We start from the raw sequence: 24,432 nt of genomic DNA on the forward strand, positions 1-24,432 counted from the left end.
CGAATGGCCGAATGGTGTTTAGATCACGCGTTCCGGGATAAACATAGAGTGTAAGAAATAACATAAAAAAAGGAGAGATTCATACTATGGCACGAAACAATGATAACGACCAAAACCGTGGGAAAATGTCTCTAGAAGAAGCAGGCCGCAAAGGTGGCGAAGCGACTGCGAAAAACCATGACCGTGAATTTTACGAAGAAATCGGTCGTAAAGGCGGCGAAGCCCGGGCGCGCCAAAACGACAATGATAACAACAATGGCAAGATGAGCCAAGAGGAGGCGGGCCGCAAAGGCGGCGAAGCCCGTGCCCGGCAAAGGGACGACAAATAAATGACATCGCCAAACAGCTGAAGCGAGTTCCCCCCGCTTCGGCTGTTTTTTTACGCTCACCTTTCAATCTATTTCCAGGTTGCTAAACAGCTAATTAGGGGTAAAACAAGAGTAACTAGAAGTAGAGGAGGTAGGGTAGTGTGGAATATCTCACCAATGGAGCAAAATTGATCATCGGATTATTGGCATTCATCATCGTGCTCCGCTTGTTGGGGAAGAAGCATCTTGCTGAAATGACCCCTTATGATATTATCTATCTTCTCATGTTTGGTGGAATCCTTGAGGAGACGTTATACGATCCGAAAATCACCATTCCGATGTTCTTATTCTCGCTGGCCGTCTGGGCGGTGGCGATTTATCTTGTCGAAAAACTCGTCGTCCGCTCCAATACATTACGAATCTGGATCAAAGGCTCGCCCGACAAACTCATTGCGGACGGCAAAATCAATAAAAATCTGCTGGAGAAAAACCAGTTGGAAATGGAACAGCTGCGGACGATGCTTCGCCAGCAAGGCATCTTCTCGTTGCGCGAAGTCCGTGATTTATACATCGAGCCCGGAGGTGATATCTCCATCAATCCATACGCCGCCTACCAACCCGTCACTCTCCAAGATTTGAATATCGAAAAAGCGGAAGAGGAACCGTCCGTCCTGTTAGTGGATGAGGGGGAAATCAAGCCGGAAGTGCTCGAGTTCATCGGAAAAACGGAGGACTGGCTGCGGAGCGAATTGCAGAAATTAGGTCACAGGGCAGTGCGATTTTATATTGCGAATGGTCGTCCACCGAAGGCTTTTTCATCCGGACTTATGAACAAACGACAAATTTTGACTGATCCACTACGCGAGGGAATGAAGCATCCGCTTTGTTCCCTCGTATTTGTGCTTCATTGCTAAGATGGACGCTTTTTTGGACCTTTCGTCTTTACAGTTCCTGATAAGCCTTCTGGTATTTGCCCCCGTCTTTCACTTCCGAATGATAAATTGCTTTCAAGGCGAAGCTCTTCTCCATCTCGAATTCTTTCATCACCTGTTTTAACCGTTTCGTTAATTCGGGCTCATTTTTCACAAGCTGCTCCATTTTGACTTTGCTATACTGCATCCCCGGTCTCCTCCTCGTATCAATAGTTCAATCAGTATAACATGATTCCCAATCAATGAAAAAATTGAACAGCCTTCTATGGAATTCTTTCCATAATAAAACCGCCCACCTGATGAGTGAGCGGTTCTGTAATAAGTTTTATTCAGACAAGCGGTCGATCGATATCAGTCGGGCGGCGATAATCTCCATCAACTAGAACGAGAATCTTTCCTTCATTGAAATAATCATCATACCGATGTGCTTCCTCTTCTGGAATACCCATTCCGATCAACGCTCCAGCCAATCCACCGACTCCGGCTCCGGCAGCTGCGCCGGTGATTCCGGCGACAATCGGCCCGGCTGCCACAATCGGCCCGATTCCCGGGATTGCCAAAGCGCCGAGTCCTGCCAGCACACCGCCTAGGCCGCCGAGAACACCGCCTGTTGCGGCACCCGTTGCCGCGCCGTCCGCAGCATGCGTTCCGGTCTCTTCTGCAATATGATCAACATTTTCGCTATGCTTGCTGACGACCGAGATTTCATCAGAAGTGTACCCTTGCCTTTTCAAATCTTCGATCGCTGCAATCGCTTCTGTTTCTGTATTATAGTAACCTACTACATGTCGTTGTACCATTTCTATCGCCTCCTGAAAATTTGTCTAGTGTAACTACTCTAGAAAATACCCCACCCACTCAATCTGAAACATTTACGCATTCCTATGCCGTCCACTATGAAGTGAACGGCACGAGTTATTTTAATAGCGTGCCCGAAGGTGAATTTAACCGTACCCCGAAAGAAGTCTCCTTCTTCCGGTAAGGGGGGAGATGAATTTCGGTTGGCGGTAGCACGGGGCAAGTCACTTGTCAAAATCGACATATGGTTCCCCTCATCCAAGACGTGTTCGGATTGCGGCCACATGAAAGACACATTGCCTCTTTCGGAACGGACCTTCTCCTGTGAATGCGGGTTTGTCCTGGATCGGGATTGGAATGCAGCCATCAACATCAAGCGGGAGGGCATCCCGCTGATTAGTCTTACCTGAAACAAAAGAACTCTTGGGACAAGAGGGTTAGCCCGGTCTGTTTTCGTCGGCTGCAAAAGCGGCGATAAGTCGGGAAGCCCCCATTTCAAACGCAAAGCGTTAAGTGGTGGGTAGTTCACTACGTATACATTACAGCGGTAACGAAAAAAATGTCCGGAGGCAATCGCCTTTTCGGACATTTTACATTCGGGTTAGTAACAATGCACTTCGGCAAATCGTTTCCGCTTGGAGGAAGAAGGTATGTTCAGCTCGTTCCGATATTTGGCAATGACTCGCCGGGAAGGAGAGACCTTCTCCTGTTTTTCAATCAGGGAGACGAGATCTTGGTCGGAATACGGTTTGGATTTGTCCTCTGCGTCAATGAGCTTCCGGATCAAATCCTTCAGATAGGAAGAGGAGACTTCCCCGCTAGTTGCATCGTTTGCGCCGAGGCCTGCCGTGAAGAAGTATTTCAATTCAAACACCCCAAGCGGCGTATCCATGTATTTATTCGTCGTAATCCGGCTGATGGTCGATTCATGGACTCCAATTTCATCCGCTACCTGCTTCAACGTCATCGGCTTCAATGCTTTCAGCCCTTCATAAAAGAAGTCTTTCTGATGCTCCACGATAGCCTTCGCCACTTTATACAAAGTGGAGTGCCGCTGGGCCAGGCTTTGCTGGATCCGTTTCACCTCTTCGTACTTTTCCTTGAGATAGGCATAGTCTATTGATTGCTTGTCTTGCAGCAGGGCCAGATAACCGCTGTTTAAATTTACTTTCGGGATACAATCGTCATTCAGGATGACCGATAGCCCGTTCGGCTCTTTCAGTACATAGACTTCCGGCACAATATAGTTCGTAATGTCACTATTATATTTTGCGCCCGGACGCGGATCCAATGTCTGAATCAAATCATGTATATACTGAATGTCCTGCAACGTCACCTTCTGTTTCCTCGCAATGTCATTCCATCTGCGGGTTGAATACTCATCAAAATGTTCTGCTATGATACGCTCCGCCAGCGGGTTCCGCTCCGGTAACTTCCTTAATTGCAGTTGGATACATTCCTGGATCGATCGGGCACCGACCCCCGCCGGCTCCAATTCCTGGATGAGCCGAAGAATGTGTTCACCCTCCTCCGCTGAAATCTTCAATTCCATGCAAAGTTCATCCAATGGTGCCGCCAAATAGCCATTTTCATCAATAGAATATATGAAATTCCGAATCCCTGCCTTGACCGATTCGGGATATGGGGTCAATCCGGCTTGGTATAACAAGTAGTCTTGCAATGTTTTCCTCTCCAAATTTAGATGATCGATTGGAGAGAAATCATTCGTCTCCGAGCTGCTCTTGCTACTCGTACGCAATGTAGAACGCTCAATGATCGTATCTTTGGATGAGGTGGATTCCAAGTCGATCAGAGGATTGCTGATCGCTTGTTCATATATGTAATCGGATAGCTCCAACACGGAATGTTGCAAGAGCGAAATGGCGGTCCGTAATTCCGTCGTCATCACGAGTTGGGTCGTCTGTTTTTGCATTAAACCGACATTCATTTGCAAAGGTTTCTCCACCTTTCTAATTGTAAACGTTTTCAAATGTGGGCAAACAAGGAGTATGTATTTGAGTTCATCTATAGTTTGATTAGATAGTAAATTCTGACTACTAATGTAGCACACTATGAAATGGCTCGTCAATGCTCCTTTTTCATTACAAGAGAAAGCATCAGATTAAAAAACTGCTCCTCCGATTGTTAGAATGAATCTAACAATTGGAGATGCAGTTTAAGTGAGGCCCGCCTTTATCACATTTTCGCAATCCGGACATTGCTGATCATCAAAAAGGATAGTAGCAGCATGAAGAGTATGAGCACGCCGTCCTGGACGTACGGATAGATGAAATAGCTCAACGTCAGCAGGACACCTGCTGCGGTGATGGGCAGTCCGCGGAACGCGCCATCGAATTCTTTCACATTGTAGCGGGCAAGGCGGACAGCCCCTGCCAAAATGTAAAAGATGGTCACTGCGATACCGACCCAGAGCATGGCGGAAAAGGCCAGCTTGTAAATGAGCAAGGCTGGGGCAATCCCGAATGAGACGAGATCGCATAACGAGTCAAGCTCTTTGCCAAACTGGGATTCTGCATGGAAGTGCCTTGCTGCCATGCCATCGAAACGGTCGAACAACGCCGCCAGAAAGATGAAAACCAGGCTCTTGTGGCTAAGGTCGTTGATTATTAGTATAATAGCTATGATTCCGAAACTGAGATTGGTGAGTGTAATGGCATTCGCTAACTGCATCTTCATTTTTGATAAATAAAGATCCCATGCTTTTTGTAAAAACATAAGTTTCCTCCTTAAAGTGTAGTTCCATTATATTCCATAGAAAGCGAGGCACTGAACATGGTCCAACGAAAACTGTTCAAAGCATTTGTGGAGCTGACCGGACGTCCGCTCTCCTCTTCCATATTGAAAACTTTCACCCGTTCAAGTATAAGCCGCCCGCTCATCCAGCCGTTCTCCCGCTATTTTGAAGTTAACGAGAAAGAAATGGAACGGCCTCTCAATACGTACGATTCGCTGAATTCTTTCTTTACGCGAAATTTGAAAGAGGGCAGTAGGGTGATCGATCCTTCGCCGGATACGTTAGTTTCCCCTGTCGACGGCATCGTAAATGGAATGGGCACTGTCAATGAAGATCAGGAGTTCTATATTAAAGGTCAGCCGTATCAGCTAGCCGATATTTTCGGAAGCCGGCAAAAGGCGGGTCGCTATGCTGGCGGGTTTTTCTACATCCTTTATTTGTCGCCCAGCCATTATCATCATTTCCATTACCCGGTCGATGGCGACATCATTTCCCGCTATGCACTCGGCAATGTGTCCTATCCGGTGAATGAGCTCGGTCTTCAGTTGGGAGATCGACCGTTTGCGACGAACTACCGGCTCATTTCCGAAATGGAAACGAATTACGGCAATCTGGCAATCGTGAAAGTCGGCGCATTGAATGTCAACAGCGTCCAAATTCGGAATGCTTCCAAAGTTGCCGTGAAAGGGGAAGAGTTCGGCCATTTCTCTTTCGGTTCGACGGTCATTTTATTTCTGGAACCGCGTTCTGATTTCCAACCGCTCATCGAGGATAGGGCGGATGTAAAAGTAGGCCAACCGATTGGCCGTTGGATGCCAAAGGCTTAATCATGAAATCGGAGCCAACAAGAAAAGGAGTTGCATTCGGAAGGCTGAACTTGACTGCCCGATAGAACTCCTCGACCATTATATCTATGTTATTATACCACGATATTAATGATATCCGCAATTTGGAAATGTATCTTAAGCAATGGGGCAGATGCTTGTCTTTCCCTCTGTAAATATAGAAGAAACCCACTTGCATCGACGAGGCCACTGAAAAAGTCCACTTAAGAGGTCTTATGCTATAACTGTTGATTTCCGTTCCGAGCGGACGCTTTCCGTGGGGCGGGCGGTGAGCCTCCTCGTCGCTTCGCTCCTGCGGGGTCTCACCTGTCCCGCTAATCCCACAGGAGTCGCCGCTCTGCACTCCAATCAACGGGACTCACCCGCATATAAAGTAAAAAAACAGCGATCCAATTCCTTTCATCGAGGAATGGATCGCCGTTTTTATTGTATAATCAACCTATTAAATCCAGGTGGTGTCCCTGATGATCTCCAATCAAGAATCTCTGAACCTCAGTCCATATATGGCAATTTACGATATCGTCGTCCCAAAGGATAATATGCTTCGTCAAATAAACGAACTTGTTGATTTCACCTTCATTCTAGAAGAGTTGAGAAGTAAATATTGCTTGGATAATGGCCGCAACGCGGTGCCTCCGATTCGCATGTTTAAATATCTGCTGCTGAAGTCAATCTTCGACTTATCAGATGTTGATGTAGTTGAACGTTCGAAATATGACATGTCCTTTAAGTATTTCTTGGACATGGCTCCGGAAGATCCCGTCATCAATCCAAGTTCATTAACGAAATGCCGTAAATTGCGTCTTCAAGATGCAGGTTTAGTAGACATGCTTATTGATAAAACAGTTGAGATCGCACTGGAAGAAAATCTGATCAAAAGTAAAACCATCATCGTGGACGCGACGCATACAAAATCTCGATACAACCAAAAGTCACCCAAGGAATTTTTAATGGAGAAATCCAAAAATGTACGAAAAGCGGTCTATCAAATCGATGAGTCCATGAAAGAGAAATTCCCGCCTAAAACCACTTCTAACGAAGTGACAGATGAAATTGCCTACTGTCGGAAGGTCATCTCCGTCGTTGAAGGCGAAGTTCACATTGCCCGAATTCCAGCTGTCCAGGAAAAATTAAATGTGTTAAAAGAAGTAGTCGAAGATTATACAGAACAGCTTAATTACTCAACAGATCCAGACGCACGTGTCGGTCATAAAACGGCTGACTCCTCTTTCTTCGGCTATAAAACACATATCGCAATGAGCGATGAGCGACTCATTACCGCCGCAATTGTGACGACTGGTGAAAAAAGCGACGGTAAATATCTACAAGAATTGATTGAAAAAAGCCAAAAAACGGGTATGGAGATTGAAACGGTAATCGGAGATACCGCTTATTCGGAAAAAGATAATATCCTCTACACAAAAGAAAATGAGCTTGAATTGATATCGAAATTAAATCCCCAAATTACACATGGTGGCCGCACGAAAGAAGATGAATTTGAATTTAATAAGGATGCCGGAATGTATGTGTGTAAAGCTGGTCATTTGGCTATTCGCAAAGCGCGGACAGGCAAGAAAAACCAAGGAAAGAACCAAAAGCACACTTACTATTTTGACATTGAAAAATGTAAGGTATGTCCCCTCCGCGAGGGCTGTTATAAAGAGGGTGCCAAGAGTAAAACGTATTCCATCTCGATAAAATCGACAGAACACAAGGAGCAGGAAGCGTTTCAAAATAGCGATGGGTTTAAGATGAAAGCCAAATCCCGCTATAAGATCGAAGCGAAGAATAGTGAATTAAAACAAAGACACGGGTACGATGTAGCCACATCCACGGGTCTATTTGGCATGCAGATGCAGGGAGCCATGACCATTTTCGCTGTTAATCTCAAACGAATCATAACCTTAATGAAAGAAGCAAAGTAAGAAAAACCAAAGAAAAAGACACCATTTCGTTCGAAAAAATGAACGAGATGGTGTCTTTTTAGATTTCGGGGTACCTTGCAAATTAAAAAGTGAGTTTTTCAGTGGCCTCGCATCGACAAGTGGGTTTCTTTTATTTCATAACAACGGCTTCTCCTTCGAGGACGAGTTCATCCCGTTGGTTTTTGACAATGGTCCGGAGCCGGATGATCCGCTTGGAATCTTTCTTTTCCAGAACTTCCACTTCTGCCGTAACCGTATCGCCGATTTTCACCGGAGCCAGAAACGCCAGATTTTGGGATAGGTAGATCGTATCCTTGCCCGGAAGCTGCATCGCCAACACATTGGAAATGAATCCGGCTGTCAGGATTCCATGGGCGATGCGCTCTTTGAACACTGATTTCTTGGCGTATTCGGCATCGACATGGATCGGGTTGAAATCGCCAGTCACCCCGGCAAACTGATAGACGTCATACTCTGAAACGGTTTTTGTGAAACTGGCTCGATCGCCAATTCTGATTTCATCATACGTAGGCAATGATAAATGTCCTTTCGGTTGAGTAACGGTATTTTGGTTGGTTGACAGAGCAGCGAGAGCTATTCAGATTTCTGCTATATAAAACGAACTTAAGAAATGGACGCAAGCAACAACCCGTTGCTTTCCGTTCCAGGCGGACGCTTTCCGCGGGCATGGCTTCAGCCTCCTCGTCGCTTACGCTCCTGCGGGGTCTTCAGCTCATGCTCTTCCCGCTGGAGTCGCCGCCTTCCACTCCAAGCAACTAGAGTTAACAAGGAAAAATCATTTGTTCGTTCTATATAGTAGTTTCTTATGCGTCTCTTTCAATTGATCTGTCAGTTTTTCAACGGATTTCAACAGCTCCGCATTGCCCTTCTGTTGTTGGTCCAGCACATTTTTCACATTGGATTCGAGCTGTACTTGAGATTGGGAGAACAGGTCCAACATCACTTTGCTCGGAGTCCAGGATAGGGCCTGCACAGTGCTATTGATTTCATCGAGCTGGTTCAGCCAAGTCGAAGCGAGGGGGAGGTATCGCTCTTTATCCGATTCTTTCATCGTCTTTTGCAAACTGAATTTCCATTCTTCTGAAATCTTATTCGATTCCGCTTCCAATTGAGTCAGCGTGGCCCGTGTCGAATTCAGAAGTTCCTTTTGATTTTCAAACGCTTGGAGAGATTTTTTCGAAATGTCCTGTTGAAGGTTTTGGATCGTCTTGAAACCGTTCAACCACCCCTCCCAGATCAAATCCACTTCATTCACCGGCTGTTTCACTTCTTTTGCTTTCGTCATCAGCAATTCCTCCTTGTACGTAATATCCATCCGCGGATGGAACTTTATATGAATGCAACGTGCTGCATTGTTGCCGTGCTCACTCGTTGTCCGGTTCCTCGTCTTTTTCCTGCCGGGAATAAGTCGGGAAAAAAGGATTGTACAGGCTGAAGAATTGGTCCAGCATCTTCTGGTAATGGCCCAAGGAACTGGCCCACAGTTCCAAGTACTGTTCTCCGGCTTTCGTGATCGAATAAATCCGCTTCGCCGGGCCCCCGGATTCCGTATCCCATTCGGAAGTAACCATCGCGTCCTTTTCCAGTTGACGAAGAATTCTATAAAAATTGCCCTGGTCCAATGAATCGACCCCGAATTGGGAAATTTTCTGCATCAATTCATAGCCATGTGAATTCCAATCACGTAAATGTAGAAGCATTAAAGGAATGAGGAAATTTTTTGGCGTCCCCAAATTCACGCTTTTTTCGTTTTTGTTCGAGTCGGGTGATTTTTCCATAGCGCACTCCACTCTCCTTGCAATATATCTATATGTGTAATTTACACCTAAGTGTTCAGAAAGTCAAGAAAAAGAAAAAATCTTCCAAATAACAAGGGTGCAAACAGAAAGGGGCTGTCCAGAAAGTGGATTTCCGGTTAAACACGCAAAAAGCAAGGGCTCTGGTCGCTTTCCGCGGGCCAGCCGACGAGCCTCCCCCGGCATACAGCCGTGCGGGGTCTCGTCGGCCGGCCTTCCCGAAGGAGTCTCCCGGCGCCCTTGCTTTTTGCTAGTATCCAACTCTGTGCCTGGACTTTTCGGACAGCCCCGTTTGCAATAAAACATTAGGGTTCGATGATTTCCCAGGACAGGACAGTCTGTAAATTGCCAGGTCCGTTAGGTTCTGTGTTGATGACAGGATAGGAGAGGGGGTCATAGGTCAATTTGATGGTCTGCAATGGTTCAATCCGCGAAGCATCTCGGCCGATCGTGAACCAGGCGGAATCATAACCCGTTGCAATCACTTCTTCCATCGGCTTCTCTTCGATCTCTTCTTTATCCAGACCTTGCACGATGAGGATCTTTTCCCCTTGAATATCGGCGACGAGTCCCTCGATCTCTGTATACAAGAGCGCCGGGTCGATGGAATGCGGAATTTGCTTGTCCTCCATGAATGCCCGGATCGTCTTCTTGTGTTTTTCCATAAAGGCATCTAAAACTTCACGGTTCGTCTTTATTTCAGCCGGTGGATTTTCTTTCAGCCATTCGAGCGCCTCATTATATTCGATAGTTAGGTGGTTGATATTTTGGAAGTATTCATCATAGCTGATGCCGAAATTCTCCAATTGCTGCCGTTCCATCTCTTCTATTTCTTCGGGTGTCATGCTTTCATAAAAGGCATGTTTCGCCTCCTGAGCCTTTTCACTTAATTCTTCAGCGTTCGCATTGAAGCCGAGCGAACGGGCATAATCGATCACAGCATCCGCCTGCAAAGTGGTCATGAGGATGAGATAGCGTGCCTCGTCCCCTGAAATGCCAAGAGATTCCGTCTTCAGCATGAGGTTATAGTACGTTTCATTGACCTCGTATCGGTCCTTATCCGAATTGACCGGATTGCCTTCATAAACATTAAACGCAAAGAACAGGATGGCTGCGGTGACAACGAAGGAAGCAACGTATGGAAACAGGTTTTTCTTTTTCGGTTTTCCTGGCGGCCGGATGTTCCGTTTCAACTCCTCCTTATCCTTGGACACGTCTCCGACGATGGCATGCAGACTTTTTTTCACTTCATTCAATGGAAAGCACCTCCCAATAATCGGATTGCAGTTCTTTCTTCAGTAATTTCCGCGCCTTCGTCATTCTCGTTTTCACCGTATTTTCCGAAATGCCGAGGAGTTGGGCGATTTCTTTCATCGTGCACTCCTCGTAGTAGTAGTACAGGATGATTTCCCGGTATTTGATGGGCAGCTTCAAAATGGCAATCGCGATATCCGCTTTCTCCTCTTGTAAAATCAGCGGGTCTCGCTGGATATGTATTTGTTCCATCCAATCCTTATTGAAATGTAAGTTACGGAATGACCAGCTGCGTAAATGATCTTTGCAGCGATTTGCGGTCAACGTTGTCAAATAGGCACGCAATTTTCCCCGCTCTTCGTAATCCGCTTTTTCATATAACGTGATGAACACTTCCTGGACGATGTCCTTCGCGGTTTCCCGGTTTCGGACGTAGAAATACGCCAGCCGAATCAAGTGTTCCCCATGCTCATCGATGATTTTCTCTATCTGCATTTGCTCCATCTCACTCACCGCCTTCCATAATCTAAACGGAACAGAAGCAGCAATAGTTTTAAATAAGAATAACGAATTTAACCGAAAAGGATATTGACAAATTTATGAACTTCACAGAATAGACATAGTATTTTGTCGAATTAATAAAGGAAATAAAGTTTTTAATTTATCGGAATTATATATAGAATAGTATTCATTTACCAATAACGGATGCGTTTTGAACATTTCTTCTAGGCGAATTTGGAAAAAAAAGTACTCTTCTAGTGAGATGACTTCTTACATTTTGTAGAAATATGGGGTTTTTTGTCCATTATCGTTCGTTGACTTAAATTGGAACGTCCCCCTATACTTAACACAGGAGATGCCCCACTGCTCTCTGAAACTGTGAATTTTAAAGGAGATGAGATGTTTGTCGCAGACTTTACAATTTGACCCTTTCGCCATGTGGAAAACGATTTACGAACAAACAGAAGCCAATTGGAATGATGCCATCCAGCAATCGATGAAAAAAGAAACTTTCTCGGAAGGGATGGGTGAAACTCTAAATTACTATTTACAATTTCAAGAATTGGCTAAAAAAATGACGGAATCTTATTTAAAACAGGCCAATATGCCAACGCGCGGGGAACTCGCGGATGTAGCATCGCTGATCATCAATCTGGAAGAGAAAGTCGATAGCTTGGATGATCGTTTCGACGAGGAACTCTCCAAATTGGATGCAGCGAAAGAAATTGCGCAATTGCGGAGAGTCGTATCCAACCTTGATAAGAAACTTGATCTTATCATGGAAGCGGTGGAAAAGATGAATCAACATAAGGCTGCGCCATCGACTCCGGCTTCTGCAGAAGCGCAACCGAAGAAGTAAGGGGTCCCGATTGTCGGCAACCGGCAACCGGGAAGACAGATGGTCCACTGACATCCTTATTAAGACTAAATAAAGAGAATGGAAGTGTTAGATGATGACATTGAACGCATTGGAAATTACACAGACAGTTGAAACTGGGAAGCCGCTAGCAGGCCAAGTTGCTATCGTGACGGGGGGATCGCGTGGCATCGGCGCTGCGATTGCGAAGGAGTTGGCCCGCAATGGCGCCATCGTGGCCATCAATTTCGTATCCGGCTTTGAAAAGGCGGAGAGCGTTGTAAGAGAGATTGAGGAACAAGGTGGTGCGTCATTTGCTTTCCAATCCGATGTTTCAAAAGCAGAGGATGTTCAAGAGTTCATCAAAGAAGTAAAAGACCGTTTTGGCAAAATCGATATTCTGGTCAATAATGCCGGCATCACTCGGGACCGGACATTCCGCAAACTGTCCCAGGAAGAGTGGAATGAAGTGATCAACGTCAACCTGAGCAGCGTGTATCATACGACGTCAGCCGTCATCAACCATATGCTGGCACAGAAATACGGCCGGATCATCAACATCAGCTCCATCATCGGCCAGGCCGGCGGTTTCGGGCAGACGAACTATTCTGCGGCGAAAGCGGGGATGCTCGGTTTCACCAAGTCGCTTGCCTTGGAGACGGCACGGAACGGTATTACGGTCAATGCCATTTGCCCAGGATTCATCGCAACAGAAATGGTGGCGGCCATGCCGGAAAACGTCCTCGATTCGATCGTATCGAAAGTGCCGATGCAACGTTTAGGGAAAACGGAGGAAGTCGCGGAAGCTGTTCTGTTCCTCGCACAAGCCGACTATATCACAGGCCAGCAAATCAATGTGAATGGCGGGCTTTATATGTAAGTTAAAGTAATTCATATCGTAAGTTGAATTTATTATATTACCTATTCACTTAGTTGATTGGAGTGCAGAGCGGCGACTCCGGCGAAGGCCGTCACGTAGAACGGCCTTTGTGCCAAAAAGCGTAGCGTTTGGCAACAAATCGAACCCTTCGCTGTTCGATTGGCTGAAGCCGTGCCCGCGGAAAGCGTCCGCTCGGAACGGAAATCAACGGTTAGAAGAAGTTATGTATTTCAACTTATATAGAAACAGAGAAGGGTAGACTTCCCATGCAGGGGAGGTCAGTGGAATTGTGGAGGAGGAGAACAATGATTTATTCCAATGTAAAAGAAGTGGAAAACTGGATGGATGCCATGCCGGAAGATGTACGGAAGAGCTACACGCGTTTTAAACGGATGACGGAGGTTCTGACGAAAGAGCCGGAACCGCAAGTGGGGCAAACGCCGAAAGAGGTCATCTGGACGAAAAACAAAGCGAAGCTCTACCGCTATCAACCGGCTGTCAAAAAGACGAATAAAATACCGGTCCTGATGGTATACGCGCTGATCAACAAGCCGTATATCCTCGACTTATATCCGGGAAATAGCCTGATCGAACATCTGACAAACCAAGGGCATGATGTATACCTGTTGGACTGGGGGACACCGGGATACGAAGACCGCCATATGAAGTTGGATGATTTCATCTTGGACTACATTCCAAGAGCCGTCAAAAAAGTGCTGCATACATCGGATGCAAAAGAGATTACAATGTTCGGCTACTGCATGGGCGGCACGATGACGGCGATCTTCACAGCGCTGCATCCGGAGTTGCCGATCCGCAATCTGGTGCTGATGACAAGTCCATTCGACTTCGCTGACGCGGGCCTGTATACGAACTTCTTGGATAAACGATATTTCAATCTGGATAAAGTGGTCGATACGCTTGGAATGGTGCCGCATGATATGATCGATTTCGGGAACAAAATGCTGAATCCGATTGCGAATTTCTACGGTCCGTATGTCAGTTTGGCAGACCGTGCGGATAATGAAGACTTCGTCAACAACTGGATGCTCATGCAGAAGTGGTTGAATGACGGAATCCCGTTCCCGGGCGAAGCGTACCGCCAATGGATCGGCGAATTTTATCAGGAAAATAAACTGATCCGGGGTGAATTGTACATCCGGGGCCGTCAAGTCGAGTTATCCCAGATCAAGGCGAACCTATTGAATATCGCAGGTGAATTCGACAATATCGTCTCGCCGAACCAATCGGAACCGATCAATGGCAAAGTGTCGAGCAAAAACAAGGAATACCATGTCATGAAAACGGGCCATGTCTCCGTCGTCACAGGACGCCGTGCAATCAACGGAACGTACCCGTTGATCGATGAATGGCTTGTGAAACATTCACAGTAACAGAGCGCAACCTGCCGCCTCGGGCAAGGTGGCAGACCATAGTCGAACTTCCAATTCGGAAGTTTGCCTATGGTTTTTTTAAATGAAGGAAAATATTACGGGAAATGAAAAGGAGAACGGCCAAACTGGACGAAATGGTATACATGCAGTCTATTCGAAAGATTGCAAACGAGGGGAAGAGAATGGGAGAGGGTACATATGAGTTTGTTGGCGGGATTGAAGATTTTGGATTTTTCTACGTTGTTGCCGGGACCGTATGCAACGATGATGCTGGCCGATCTGGGGGCGGATGTGATCCGAATCGAATCAGCGACGCGGCAGGATTTGGTCCGCAGCATGCCCCCGGTTGACGGGGAGGGCACTTCCGCGACACATGGCCATTTGAATCGGTCGAAGAAGTCGATGACGTTGAATTTGAAACTGGATGAGTCGAAGGAAATCATCCATGCTTTGCTGCAAGAGTATGATATTATCATAGAGCAATTCCGTCCGGGTGTGATGGAGCGCCTCGGTTTGGATTACGAATCGCTGCGGCAGATCAATCCCCGATTGATCTATTGTTCGTTGACGGGGTTCGGGCAGACGGGACCTTACCGCAATCGACCGGGGCATGACAATAACTTCCTAGCGCTATCCGGTATCATGGATTATTCGCGAAGGAAAGAGGGAGTACCCCCGACGATGGGCATTCAAATCGCGGATGTTGCAGGCGGATCGCTCCATTCCGTGATCGGCATTCTGGCAGCCGCCCTGCACCGGGAGAAAACGGGCGAAGGGCAGTATGTCGATGTCAGCATGACGGACACTGCGTTTTCATTGAACGCGATGTATGGTCCGGGGTATTTGGTGGGAAAGGTGGAGCCGAAACCGGAAGAACTGATGCTGAATGGCGGCATCTTCTATGATTATTACGAGACGGCGGATGGTCGATTTTTTGCGGTAGGAAGTTTGGAACCCCAATTTCTGAAGCTGTTTTGCGAGGCGCTGGAAATTTCGGATTCATTCGAAATGGCGCTCAGTGGGAAAGTGGCGGACCAGCAGTCGTTCAAGCAAAAGGTCCAAGATATATTCGTTTCGAAAACCTATGAGGAGTGGCTTGGCATTTTCAATGAGGATTTCGAAGGGTGCGTAGAACCTGTCCTTTCATTCGCGGAAGCGACCGAACATCCACAGATCCAAGCGCGCCAAATGGTCGTCGAAGTGCCGAAAGGGGACGGGACGACCCAGCGGCAAATCGCCTCGCCGATCAAATTCTCAACTGCACAGCCCGTATACTCCCATATAGGCGCGGGATTGGGGGAGCATACGGAATCGATTTTGCTTGCCCGTGGGTTCACCGCCGAGCAGATCGGGGAATGGAAAGAAAAAGGGGTCTTCAGTTAATGTTGGAAAGAGGGGTGCTGAATGAAAAAATATATGATGGCGCTCGATCAAGGGACGACGAGCTCCCGGGCGATTTTATTCGACGAAAAAGGGAGTGTCGTCCATACGGCGCAACGGGAATTCAAGCAATATTTCCCGCAGCCCGGTTGGGTCGAGCATAATGCCGATGAAATATGGAGTTCCATTTTGTCTGTCATCGCAGGCGTGTTGTCGGAGAAGAATATCTCTTCCGATCAGATCGCCGGCATCGGAATCACTAATCAGCGGGAAACGACAGTTGTCTGGGACAAGCATACCGGCAATCCGGTCTACCATGCGATTGTTTGGCAATCCCGGCAGACTGCGGACATTTGCGAGGAGTTGCGGGAGCAAGGCCGTAACGAGACATTTCGCAAGAAAACCGGGCTCCTTCTCGATCCCTACTTCTCGGGGACGAAAGTGAAGTGGATCTTGGATCATGTGGAAGGGGCGCGGGAAAAGGCGGAGCAAGGGGATCTGCTCTTTGGGACAATCGATACGTGGATCGTCTGGAAGTTGTCCGGAGGGAAAGCCCATGTGACCGATTACTCGAACGCTTCCCGGACGCTGATGTACAATATCCATGAACTGGACTGGGACGAGGAGCTGCTTGGCATCTTGGAGGTTCCGAAGTCGATGCTGCCCGAAGTCCGCCCATCCTCCGATGTCTATGCGCAAACCGAGGCGCGGCATTTCTTCGGGCATGCCGTCCCGATTGCGGGCATCGCGGGAGATCAGCAGGCCGCCTTATTCGGGCAAGCCTGTTTCGAACGCGGCATGGTGAAGAATACGTACGGAACCGGTTGCTTCATGCTGATGAATACGGGAACGAAAGCCGTGGAGTCGAAGCATGGGTTATTGACGACGATTGCGTGGGGGCTTAACGGCAAAGTGGAATACGCTTTGGAAGGGAGCGTCTTCGTCGCAGGTTCGGCGATCCAATGGCTGCGCGACGGCTTGCGCATGTTCCGGAACTCCGCGGAGAGCGAAGCGTATGCGACCCGCGTGGAATCGACGGAAGGCGTCTACGTCGTACCGGCTTTTGTCGGTTTGGGGACACCGTATTGGGAAAGCGAGGTGCGGGGGGCCGCTTTCGGAATGACCCGCGGGACGAAAAAAGAGCATTTCGTCCGGGCGACGTTGGAATCCCTCGCCTACCAGACGAAGGATGTGCTCGATGCGATGGAAGCGGACGCGGGCATTTCCTTGAAGACGCTGCGCGTGGACGGAGGTGTCGTCGCGAACGATTTCCTTATGCAGTTCCAGGCGGATATGTTGGATGTCCCTGTGGAACGGCCTGTCATCAACGAAACGACTGCGCTCGGCGCCGCCTACCTGGCCGGCTTGGCAGTCGGATTCTGGCGCGACTGCTCCGAGATCACTACCCATTGGAACCTCGATCGGCGTTTCGAGTCGGAAATGCAGCCCGCCGAACGCGATCGGTTGTATGCGGGATGGAAAAAAGCGATCCAAGCGGCTATCGCATTTAAATGAAAGAACTAGGGGCTGTTTAGAAAGTAGGTTTTTCCAGTAAACATGCAAAAAGCAAGGGCTCTGGTCGCTTTCCGCGGGCCAGCCGTCGAGCCTCCTCCGGCTTACAGCCGTGCGGGGTCTCGCCGGCCGGCTTTCCCGCAGTAGTCTCCCGCCGCCCTTGCTTTTTGCTGGTATCCGTCCTGGTATCCGGATTTTTCCTCGTGTCCCTAACATTACGTCCCGCGCTCATAACTTCGGGCTGCACGCCCATAACACGATCACGCGCGGCTAAAACTTTATGTAGTACGCTTATAAGTCTTCGCATCGCGCTTATAGTACCGGGCTTCGCGCTCATAAATCATATCGCCGCGCTCAGGACCCCCCATCAGCCACAATCACTCAACCTGAAAAGTGAATGTGCGGTCTCCAGCAAACTCGCCGTCCCGATACGTCCGTTCCACGAAGGTGATGTTGTTTTCATGATCGACGAGCAGGACGGTGGAGGAACGGGTGCCGTATCCTTCCGACCGGATGAAAAGGGGGGACAGGACCCGTTCCAACTCTCCGCCGACTCCGGTATCGGGGAGTTGTTCGTCCGGGAATGGCTCGGCGTCGGCCAGCACGTCGAACAATTGATCCGGATGGATGGCGCAGTTTTGTTCAGCCAGCGCTCGGACCCTCGCTTTGCCCTTCACGACTTTAGGCCACGGCGTATCGAGGAAATGGTTGCTCAACCCGTGGGTCCCCGGGGTGATTACCGTCACTTCATTTTGGATATTCGAGTAATACATCAATTCCTCCGACGTACCGACAATCACATTGAACCCCGCATACTGCTCCCGCTTCTCCTGCAACGAACCTAGGAATTCCGCGGCCGGGACATCGGAATTGAGGAAGCCTGTCACAATTTCACCGCGCGACCGGACGTCGTTCCTTTGATGCTGCACATCCCGGTAATTGGTCAAAGCAGCGAAGCGCCCGTTCTTCGCGATGCCGAGCCATGTCCCTTTTTGGGATAGATCCCTGCCTGCCAACAGATGGGGATGATCTTCCCAAAACTGGGCCGGGGCAGTCGGCCTTTCGTAAAACTCATCCCGATTCGCTGCCACGATCAACCGATAGATCGGATGGTCCTGGAAATGAAAATTGATCAAACACATGACAACGTCACCTCTCCTTACCCAAAGTATACAATGTCCCCCTACCCAAGGAAAGGGACCCAACCTCGATCCGTAGGCCGCTACGTATAAACAGAGCCGAATACGGTGAAAATAATCATGCTAGAAAGAGAGGATGATTCATTTGCACCGGAAAGGCTTTTTCATCGTTTCGCTCATCGTGATCCTATGTATGCTTGCTGCTTGTCAGAATAAAAACATCGTGACGAAAGGGCCGGAGGGCGAAGATATTTCAGATGAACCGAACGGCAGTTTGTACGGATTCACCGAGTTCACTTTCTCTGTGGATACAAAAGATAAGAAGGAGGCCATCCAGGCGATGTATAAGGAAGGCCGTGTTCATACCGAGGCGAATTATTTGAATAAAATTGAAAATATCTATGTACGTGGGAACAAAGCGTTAAAAAAATTGAATGAGATTTTCCCCAACATGTCCATCGATCCGGAAACCGATGACCTGGATATAATCAAACAGGTGACGGAGGCGTTTGAGATATCGGATTTCGAGAAAGCGAGCGTCAAGGTCAAGTTCAAAGGCCATGATCCGAAAGAGTTGATGTTCACCAAATGACAGCATTCTATTCCCGAAAAGTTCAGAAATCATTACCTATTCACAAAGTATTTTGATAGGATGAAAGAGAGCCTAGTACAATAGGGAGGGAATGGAAATGTTGACAGTAGGGAATATGGTCAGACAGAACGCATTGAAACTTGGGGATAAACCGGCTGTGATCTTTCAAGGCAAAACAACCTCGTACAAGCAACTGAACGAGAGGGCGAACCGGCTGGCGAATGCGTTCCGGTCACGCGGCTATGAAAAAGGGGATAAAGTGGCTATATGGATGAAAAACAATGCCGCTTATGTCGACATAATTGCCGGCCTTTCCAAAATCGGGGTCATCATTGTCCCGATGAATTACCGGTTGGTCGGACGGGAAATTGAGTATATCCTTCAAAACTCCGATAGCCGGGGCCTCATTGTGACAGCGGAATATGAAAGCGAACTGGATTCCATCCAAGCGGTCGGGGAGTTGGACACTATTCTTGTCGTCGGTGGCACGTCCGCCGAGGGGCGACTGGATTATGAAACAACGATTCAGTCGGCGTCTGCCGAGGAACCGGAAACGGAAGTGGATGAGAAAGATACATTCTATATCGGCTATACGTCCGGCACGACCGGAAAGCCGAAAGGGGTCGTCATTTCCCAACGGTCCCGGGTTTTGACCGGAATGGCGGCTGCCTATGAATATAAAATCGACGAGTCGGATGTCCATCTCGTCGCGGGTCCGATCTACCATGCCGCCCCATGGATTTTCCTCGTCATGCAGCTCATCGTCGGAGGGACGCTCGTCATCCATGAAACGTTCGAGGCGGAACAAGTCCTTGCGGATATTGAAAAATATCACATAACGAACACATTCCTGGCCCCGACGATGTACAGTTTCATCACCAACGTCAAGGAGGAAGTGAAGGCGAAATACGACCTATCTTCCATCCGTGTCCTCATTTCGGCGGGCTCGCCGCTTGCGACGAAATCGAAAGAAGATATTTTGGCATTTTTCCCGGACGCCGATCTCCACGAATTTTACGGGTCCACGGAGTCCGCCATCACATTGAATATTAAACCGAAAGACATCGAAAACAAAGAACGCAGTGTCGGGCATCCGTTCCCGTTAGTCGACTGCCTCATTCTCGATGAGAATAAAGAACCGGTGAAACCTGGGGAAATCGGCGAACTTTATTTCAAAGGGCCGTATTTGCTCGACGAATATTATAGGAATCCGGAAGACACGAAAGCGTCCTTCTACCAAGGGTATTTTTCCGTCGGAGATATGGCGATGCAGGATGAGGAAGGTTTCTATTATATTGTAGACCGGAAGAAGGACATGCTCATCAGCGGCGGGGTCAATATTTATCCGAGGGATATCGAAGAGGTGCTCTATACGCATCCGGATATCATTGAAGCGGCGGTCATCGGAGTTCCCCATCCGGTTTGGGGAGAGGCCGTCAAAGCAATCGTCGTCCTTCGCGAGGGAACGGCATTGACGGAACGGGACGTCATCGATTTCTGTGAAGGGCAAATGGCGGACTATAAAAAACCGAAGTCGGTCAGCTTCCTGCCAGAATTGCCGCGCAATCCATCCGGCAAAATATTGAAAACGAGCTTGCGCGACCAATATTGGGAAAAGGAACAGAGCAAAATCTGAAAACGGGGGCTGTCCAGAAAGTGGATTTCCGGTTAAACACGCAAAAAGCAAGGGCTCTGGTCGCTTTCCGCGGGCCAGCTGACGAGCCTCCTCCGGCTTACAGCCGTGCGGGGTCTCGTCGGCCGGCTTTCCCGCAGGAGTCTCCCGGCGCCCTTGCTTTTCGCTAGTATCCAACTCTGTGCCTGGACTTTTCGGACAGCCCTTTTCGTGCTTATACTAGATAGGTGGTTCTTTCTTCCGTCTTATCCAATTCCGCGTCGTTGATGGCTTCGATGATGGGAATCATCTGGAGCAGTTGATCATTGATCGGTGTCGGTACGCCATACTTCTTGCCAAGTTCGCATACTTTTCCGGCGAAATATTCCACTTCTGTCTTCCGTCCGGCGTCGACATCTTGCAACATGGAGGTTTTCCCGTCCGGCGCCAATTTTGCCAATATCGGGCGGAAGGAATGGACATCCTCTTCCGTCAAATGGACTCCCGCTTTTTTGGACAATGCCACCACTTCATACATGGCGGCTTGCATCCACTGATGGGCGGCCGGCACGTTTTGGAACACTTTATACGGCGCGCGCAGGACAGCGGAAGTTTGATTGATCCCGACATTGAACATGAATTTCCACCAGAGCGTCCTCCAAATATCTTCCGGAACATCGTACGGGATTTCGGAACGGTCAAACAATTCCATGACCGCTTTCACATGATCCGATACCGTCTTGTCCTTTTCACCGAAGCAAATTTTCCCGATGCTGGAAAACCGCACTTCATTTCCCGAGCGGATGGCATCAATTCCGACGCACATGCTATAAAGGATCGGGTTGTCGGGATATACTGCAGCAAGCTCCTCTTCACTCGAAATTCCGTTCAGCAATGGGAGAAGAATCGTTTCGGGCCCGACATGGTGCTTCATATCGCGAATCGCTTCTTGCATTTCCGCGTTTTTCACTGCAATGATGATCAGGTCTGCAGGAGCCGCTTCTGCATCTGGCGTCGTAAAATGGAAGTGGACCAGTTCTCCTTCGACGTCGATGCCTGTTTTGGAATAGCGTCCGATCCGTTCTTCATTGGCAATGACGGTGTGCCGTTCGCCAAGCGTTTTATGTAGTCTGCTGCCATACGCAGCTCCGATTGCCCCGAGTCCGATCAGCGCTACCGATTGAATGGTCTTCATAGGATCCATCTCCTGTCATTAGAAAGTTTCCTATCAAGGATAGCATAATCATCAGTCAATTTGTAAAACTCAAAACCTATTTCACGAGTTGGCAAACCGTGGTAGACTAGTAGCTACATTGAATTTATGAAGGAGGACCAAGTGTGACCCGACGTAAACTCACCATTGCAATCTTGTCTCTATTCCTACTCGCTTCGTCGCAAGTATTCCCGCCGGCTGCTGAGGCAGCCGCCCCGTATGGAGATTTGGAGAAATCGATGAATCAGCTCCTGTCGGATTCGCGTCTGAAAAATTCAACGAGCAGCATCGTTGTCCGTAAAGCATCCACCGGGGAAATCGTATATCAATACCAGGCCGACCGGGGCATCCCACCGGCGTCAAACCAAAAGCTCCTAGTTGCGGCTGCCGCACTGGAGGCACTGGGGGAAAACTATCGCTTCCGGACCGATGTGTTGACCGACGGGACTGTTTCGAACGGAACTCTCCGCGGAAACGTCTATTTACGAGGCATGGGCGACCCGACTTTGATGAAAAAGGATCTTGATTTATTCGCTTCCCGACTTGCCAAACAAGGCATCAAGCGGATCGAAGGGAATCTAGTAGGGGATGACAGTTTTTTCGATACGGTCCGGCTGTCGCCAAGTGTCACGAAAAGTCAGGAGACGTACTCCTTTGCAGCACAAGTGTCTGCCCTGACTCTATCGCCCGACCGCGATTATGATGCCGGCTCCATCATCATCGAGGCCAAGCCTACGCGGCGCGGGCAGAAAGCGAAAGTCACCTTGACGCCGGCGACCAAATTCGTCAATATCGTCAATCAATCGAAGACGGTGGCAAAAGGAAACGCCAATACACTGCGGATTTATCGCAAACATGGCACGAACACGATCTACATCACGGGCAATGCCCCGACCGGTTCGAGCGGCAGGAAAGCGTGGGTCGCGGTATCCAATCCGACGGCTTATGCCTTGCATGAATTCAAACAATCATTGACTGCAAGAGGGATCCGCCTCGTCAACTCATCCAACGTGCGCGGAAAAGTTCCCGCATCAGCGCAGTTGCTGACCCACCGGGATTCCATGGCGCTTAATGATCTGCTAGTGCCTTTCATGAAGTTGAGCAATAATACACATGCCGAAATGCTGGCCAAAACAATGGGCAGGGAAGTGTATGGCGAAGGGAGTTGGGAAGCGGGCCTGAAAGTGATGCACGAATTTGTGGAAGCGAGCGGCCTGGACCGCGCGCAATGGAAGTTCGAGGATGCCTCCGGACTCTCCCCGTCGAATAAGGTATCCGCCGCCCAAATTTCCGGTCTGCTCTACGCCGTCCGTTCGAAACCTTGGTACCGCACATTCGTCCAGTCATTGCCCGTTGCAGGGGCCAATGAACGCTTCGTCGGCGGCACATTGCGCAACCGGATGAAAACGGCACCCGCAAAAGGGAATATCATTGCCAAAACAGGCAGCCTGACAAATGTCAACGCGCTATCCGGCTATGCGGAAACGAGGGGCGGGGAAACATTGGTCTTCAGCATCCTGACACAAGGCCAGAAAACGAGCACCGTCCCGGTCATCGATCGAATGGCCGCCGCCATTGCGAATACGAAATGAGCAGTTAAACAAAAAGGGATGGAGGAGCATACTTCAATCTGCTCGTCCATCCCTTACTTTAATGCGTCCTCGATTTTTAACCAAACCAAGGAAGGCGACTTTTTAATATGTATGGCGGAGACGAGAGGATTTGAACCCCCGCGGCGCTTGCACGCCCTAGCTGATTTCGAGTCAGCCCCCTTCAGCCTCTTGGGTACGTCTCCATTTTCACAAAAAATAGTATATCACCTGGAAATCGGGTACGTCAACGGAAAAGTTCAGCAGAAATAAGCCGCTTCGAGCAATGAAGCAATATCCCATAATAGGTGAAATTCTGTTAAACTAGATGAGAACGCTTCTGATGCCATTATGAATAAGGGGAGTGGAGACAACATGGTTGAAAAAATGAACGTAGAAAGTTTCAATTTGGACCATACGAAAGTCAAGGCGCCTTATGTGCGACTTGCCGGCGTCATTAAAGGGAAAAATGGCGATGAGATCCATAAATACGATATCCGCTTAAAGCAGCCGAACAAAGAGCATATGCAAATGCCTGCGCTTCATTCATTGGAGCATCTGATGGCGGAAAAACTCCGGAACCATCATGACCAGGTCGTCGACTTGAGTCCGATGGGCTGCCAAACGGGCTTCTATCTGTCCGTTATCAATGACGACAATTACGACAATATCCTGGACGCATTGGAAAAGACTTTGCGCGACGTACTGCAAGCGGAAGAAGTTCCCGCGTGCAATGAAATCCAATGCGGCTGGGCTGCGAGCCATAGCCTGGAAGGCGCCAAAGAATTGGCGGAAGACTTGTTGGCCAAACGCGAAGAATGGAAAGAAGTATTTGCCGAATAAGGGAAGCGGGGGGAGCCGTCGCAGATCCGGAACAACCGGACTTGCGACGGCTTTCTTTTCCATAGCTCCCGCTTCCCTTGTACGGTACAATCAATGTAGATGACAGAATATGATGAACAAAAGATTGGATTTGTTAACTTTAGTTACTTGGAGTGGAAGGCGGCGACTCCTGCTGGGTGAAGCGCGAATGGTGAGACCCCGCAGGAAAAGCGGTTACGGAGAACGGCTTTTGCGCCAAAAAGCAAAGCGTTTGGCAGCAGCCTTCGTTCCCGTAAAACATGTAGTTG

At 48.6% G+C, this 24,432-nt stretch carries 24 protein-coding genes, 1 tRNA gene and 1 pseudogene; 14 read left to right on the forward strand and 12 right to left on the reverse strand.

Translation table 11 applies throughout. The features are described 5' to 3' along the window. Positions 1-86: 86 nt before the first annotated feature. Together OXB_RS11305 and OXB_RS11310 are read left to right on the forward strand one after the other, a co-directional pair. Positions 87-329, forward strand: a complete 243-nt coding sequence (locus tag OXB_RS11305) for a KGG domain-containing protein (protein ID WP_041074380.1) — start codon at positions 87-89, stop codon at positions 327-329. 140 nt (positions 330-469) lie between these two features. Beyond that, a complete protein-coding gene (locus tag OXB_RS11310) occupies positions 470-1,222 on the forward strand; it encodes a DUF421 domain-containing protein (RefSeq protein WP_052483988.1) in 753 nt (250 codons plus the stop codon). A gap of 28 nt (positions 1,223-1,250) precedes the next feature. On the opposite strand, the gene OXB_RS19060 is transcribed toward OXB_RS11310, so the two are convergent. Further along, a complete protein-coding gene (locus OXB_RS19060; RefSeq protein WP_173426008.1) occupies positions 1,251-1,427 on the reverse strand; it encodes a hypothetical protein in 177 nt (58 codons plus the stop codon). Between the two features lie 142 nt (positions 1,428-1,569). Continuing rightward, the gene (locus tag OXB_RS11315; RefSeq protein WP_041074381.1) at positions 1,570-2,040 is read right to left on the reverse strand and encodes a general stress protein; all 471 of its coding nucleotides are present in this window, start codon (positions 2,038-2,040) and stop codon (positions 1,570-1,572) included. A 213-nt stretch (positions 2,041-2,253) separates the two neighbouring features. Here OXB_RS11315 and OXB_RS18465 point away from each other — a divergent pair. Further along, positions 2,254-2,448, forward strand: a pseudogene (locus tag OXB_RS18465) (zinc ribbon domain-containing protein); the annotation flags it as partial. 191 nt (positions 2,449-2,639) lie between these two features. On the opposite strand, the gene rpoN reads toward OXB_RS18465, so the two are convergent. Together rpoN and pssA are read right to left on the reverse strand one after the other, a co-directional pair. After that, complete coding sequence (gene rpoN, locus OXB_RS11325) at positions 2,640-3,986, reverse strand: RNA polymerase factor sigma-54 (RefSeq protein WP_041076663.1); 1,347 nt, start codon at positions 3,984-3,986, stop codon at positions 2,640-2,642. Between the two features lie 248 nt (positions 3,987-4,234). Continuing rightward, on the reverse strand, positions 4,235-4,774 hold the full coding sequence (gene pssA, locus OXB_RS11330; protein ID WP_041074383.1) for a CDP-diacylglycerol--serine O-phosphatidyltransferase: 540 nt from the start codon (positions 4,772-4,774) through the stop codon (positions 4,235-4,237). Positions 4,775-4,831: 57 nt separating this feature from the next. On the opposite strand from pssA, the gene asd reads away from it, so the two are divergent. Beyond that, positions 4,832-5,620: an archaetidylserine decarboxylase gene (asd, locus tag OXB_RS11335; RefSeq protein WP_041074384.1), complete on the forward strand. Its 789-nt coding sequence runs from the start codon at positions 4,832-4,834 to the stop codon at positions 5,618-5,620. 482 nt (positions 5,621-6,102) lie between these two features. Continuing rightward, the gene (locus OXB_RS11340; RefSeq protein ID WP_041074386.1) at positions 6,103-7,563 is read left to right on the forward strand and encodes an IS1182 family transposase; all 1,461 of its coding nucleotides are present in this window, start codon (positions 6,103-6,105) and stop codon (positions 7,561-7,563) included. A gap of 130 nt (positions 7,564-7,693) precedes the next feature. Here the strand turns inward: OXB_RS11340 and OXB_RS11345 are convergent, their stop codons facing one another. From OXB_RS11345 to OXB_RS11365, 5 genes are all read right to left on the reverse strand, one after another. After that, positions 7,694-8,098, reverse strand: coding sequence for a MaoC family dehydratase (locus tag OXB_RS11345; RefSeq protein ID WP_041074388.1), 405 nt, complete (start codon positions 8,096-8,098; stop codon positions 7,694-7,696). Between the two features lie 261 nt (positions 8,099-8,359). Next, positions 8,360-8,869: a hypothetical protein gene (locus OXB_RS11350; protein WP_041074390.1), complete on the reverse strand. Its 510-nt coding sequence runs from the start codon at positions 8,867-8,869 to the stop codon at positions 8,360-8,362. A 79-nt stretch (positions 8,870-8,948) separates the two neighbouring features. After that, positions 8,949-9,362 carry a poly-beta-hydroxybutyrate-responsive repressor gene (gene phaQ, locus OXB_RS11355; protein WP_041074391.1) on the reverse strand — a complete coding sequence of 138 codons (414 nt, stop codon included), beginning with the start codon at positions 9,360-9,362 and terminating at the stop codon, positions 8,949-8,951. 323 nt (positions 9,363-9,685) lie between these two features. Next, a complete protein-coding gene (locus OXB_RS11360) occupies positions 9,686-10,636 on the reverse strand; it encodes a hypothetical protein (RefSeq protein ID WP_041074392.1) in 951 nt (316 codons plus the stop codon). Then, the gene (locus tag OXB_RS11365) at positions 10,629-11,138 is read right to left on the reverse strand and encodes a sigma-70 family RNA polymerase sigma factor (protein WP_041074393.1); all 510 of its coding nucleotides are present in this window, start codon (positions 11,136-11,138) and stop codon (positions 10,629-10,631) included. The genes OXB_RS11360 and OXB_RS11365 overlap by 8 nt, the downstream gene beginning before the upstream one ends. Positions 11,139-11,538: 400 nt before the next feature. Here OXB_RS11365 and OXB_RS11370 point away from each other — a divergent pair, with 400 nt between their 5' ends. The 5 genes from OXB_RS11370 (at position 11,539) to glpK (ending at position 17,160) form a co-directional block, all read left to right on the forward strand. After that, positions 11,539-11,994, forward strand: coding sequence for a hypothetical protein (locus OXB_RS11370; RefSeq protein ID WP_052483990.1), 456 nt, complete (start codon positions 11,539-11,541; stop codon positions 11,992-11,994). 94 nt (positions 11,995-12,088) lie between these two features. Further along, the gene (gene fabG, locus OXB_RS11375) at positions 12,089-12,871 is read left to right on the forward strand and encodes a 3-oxoacyl-[acyl-carrier-protein] reductase (protein WP_052484193.1); all 783 of its coding nucleotides are present in this window, start codon (positions 12,089-12,091) and stop codon (positions 12,869-12,871) included. A gap of 305 nt (positions 12,872-13,176) precedes the next feature. Then, entirely contained in the window at positions 13,177-14,265 is a 1,089-nt protein-coding gene (gene phaC / locus OXB_RS11380; protein ID WP_041074395.1) for a class III poly(R)-hydroxyalkanoic acid synthase subunit PhaC, read from the forward strand. Positions 14,266-14,463: 198 nt separating this feature from the next. Continuing rightward, on the forward strand, positions 14,464-15,648 hold the full coding sequence (locus OXB_RS11385) for a CaiB/BaiF CoA transferase family protein (RefSeq protein WP_041074396.1): 1,185 nt from the start codon (positions 14,464-14,466) through the stop codon (positions 15,646-15,648). A 21-nt stretch (positions 15,649-15,669) separates the two neighbouring features. After that, complete coding sequence (gene glpK / locus OXB_RS11390) at positions 15,670-17,160, forward strand: glycerol kinase GlpK (RefSeq protein ID WP_041074397.1); 1,491 nt, start codon at positions 15,670-15,672, stop codon at positions 17,158-17,160. A 374-nt stretch (positions 17,161-17,534) separates the two neighbouring features. On the opposite strand, the gene OXB_RS11400 is transcribed toward glpK, so the two are convergent. Continuing rightward, positions 17,535-18,299 carry an NRDE family protein gene (locus OXB_RS11400; RefSeq protein ID WP_041074399.1) on the reverse strand — a complete coding sequence of 255 codons (765 nt, stop codon included), beginning with the start codon at positions 18,297-18,299 and terminating at the stop codon, positions 17,535-17,537. A 142-nt stretch (positions 18,300-18,441) separates the two neighbouring features. Between OXB_RS11400 and OXB_RS11405 the strand changes: the two genes are divergently transcribed. Continuing rightward, on the forward strand, positions 18,442-18,888 hold the full coding sequence (locus OXB_RS11405) for a YusW family protein (RefSeq protein WP_158333689.1): 447 nt from the start codon (positions 18,442-18,444) through the stop codon (positions 18,886-18,888). 97 nt (positions 18,889-18,985) lie between these two features. Further along, positions 18,986-20,524, forward strand: coding sequence for a class I adenylate-forming enzyme family protein (locus OXB_RS11410; protein ID WP_052483991.1), 1,539 nt, complete (start codon positions 18,986-18,988; stop codon positions 20,522-20,524). A gap of 211 nt (positions 20,525-20,735) precedes the next feature. On the opposite strand, the gene OXB_RS11415 is transcribed toward OXB_RS11410, so the two are convergent. Beyond that, on the reverse strand, positions 20,736-21,695 hold the full coding sequence (locus OXB_RS11415) for a ketopantoate reductase family protein (RefSeq protein ID WP_052483992.1): 960 nt from the start codon (positions 21,693-21,695) through the stop codon (positions 20,736-20,738). A 143-nt stretch (positions 21,696-21,838) separates the two neighbouring features. On the opposite strand from OXB_RS11415, the gene dacB reads away from it, so the two are divergent. Continuing rightward, positions 21,839-23,305, forward strand: a complete 1,467-nt coding sequence (gene dacB / locus OXB_RS11420) for a D-alanyl-D-alanine carboxypeptidase/D-alanyl-D-alanine endopeptidase (RefSeq protein ID WP_041074401.1) — start codon at positions 21,839-21,841, stop codon at positions 23,303-23,305. Between the two features lie 112 nt (positions 23,306-23,417). On the opposite strand, the gene OXB_RS11425 is transcribed toward dacB, so the two are convergent. Continuing rightward, positions 23,418-23,508, reverse strand: a tRNA-Ser gene (locus OXB_RS11425). Positions 23,509-23,677: 169 nt separating this feature from the next. Here OXB_RS11425 and OXB_RS11430 point away from each other — a divergent pair. Then, on the forward strand, positions 23,678-24,145 hold the full coding sequence (locus OXB_RS11430; protein ID WP_041074402.1) for an S-ribosylhomocysteine lyase: 468 nt from the start codon (positions 23,678-23,680) through the stop codon (positions 24,143-24,145). Positions 24,146-24,432 lie beyond the last annotated feature (287 nt).

The organism is Bacillus sp. OxB-1 (assembly GCF_000829195.1).
Lineage (GTDB): Bacteria > Bacillota > Bacilli > Bacillales_A > Planococcaceae > Sporosarcina.

Excerpts from the sequence above, each read along its gene's own strand:
- OXB_RS11305 (WP_041074380.1), top strand. The coding sequence starts at position 87 with ATGGCACGAAACAATGATAACGACCAAAACCGTGGGAAAATGTCTCTA.
- OXB_RS19060 (WP_173426008.1), bottom strand. The coding sequence starts at position 1,427 with ATGCAGTATAGCAAAGTCAAAATGGAGCAGCTTGTGAAAAATGAGCCC.
- OXB_RS11315 (WP_041074381.1), bottom strand. The coding sequence starts at position 2,040 with ATGGTACAACGACATGTAGTAGGTTACTATAATACAGAAACAGAAGCG.
- rpoN (WP_041076663.1), bottom strand. The coding sequence starts at position 3,986 with ATGAATGTCGGTTTAATGCAAAAACAGACGACCCAACTCGTGATGACG.
- pssA (WP_041074383.1), bottom strand. The coding sequence starts at position 4,774 with ATGTTTTTACAAAAAGCATGGGATCTTTATTTATCAAAAATGAAGATG.
- asd (WP_041074384.1), top strand. The coding sequence starts at position 4,832 with ATGGTCCAACGAAAACTGTTCAAAGCATTTGTGGAGCTGACCGGACGT.
- OXB_RS11340 (WP_041074386.1), top strand. The coding sequence starts at position 6,103 with ATGATCTCCAATCAAGAATCTCTGAACCTCAGTCCATATATGGCAATT.
- OXB_RS11350 (WP_041074390.1), bottom strand. The coding sequence starts at position 8,869 with ATGACGAAAGCAAAAGAAGTGAAACAGCCGGTGAATGAAGTGGATTTG.
- phaQ (WP_041074391.1), bottom strand. The coding sequence starts at position 9,362 with ATGGAAAAATCACCCGACTCGAACAAAAACGAAAAAAGCGTGAATTTG.
- OXB_RS11365 (WP_041074393.1), bottom strand. The coding sequence starts at position 11,138 with ATGGAGCAAATGCAGATAGAGAAAATCATCGATGAGCATGGGGAACAC.
- fabG (WP_052484193.1), top strand. The coding sequence starts at position 12,089 with ATGACATTGAACGCATTGGAAATTACACAGACAGTTGAAACTGGGAAG.
- phaC (WP_041074395.1), top strand. The coding sequence starts at position 13,177 with ATGATTTATTCCAATGTAAAAGAAGTGGAAAACTGGATGGATGCCATG.
- OXB_RS11385 (WP_041074396.1), top strand. The coding sequence starts at position 14,464 with ATGAGTTTGTTGGCGGGATTGAAGATTTTGGATTTTTCTACGTTGTTG.
- glpK (WP_041074397.1), top strand. The coding sequence starts at position 15,670 with ATGAAAAAATATATGATGGCGCTCGATCAAGGGACGACGAGCTCCCGG.
- OXB_RS11400 (WP_041074399.1), bottom strand. The coding sequence starts at position 18,299 with ATGTGTTTGATCAATTTTCATTTCCAGGACCATCCGATCTATCGGTTG.
- OXB_RS11410 (WP_052483991.1), top strand. The coding sequence starts at position 18,986 with ATGTTGACAGTAGGGAATATGGTCAGACAGAACGCATTGAAACTTGGG.
- OXB_RS11415 (WP_052483992.1), bottom strand. The coding sequence starts at position 21,695 with ATGAAGACCATTCAATCGGTAGCGCTGATCGGACTCGGGGCAATCGGA.
- OXB_RS11430 (WP_041074402.1), top strand. The coding sequence starts at position 23,678 with ATGGTTGAAAAAATGAACGTAGAAAGTTTCAATTTGGACCATACGAAA.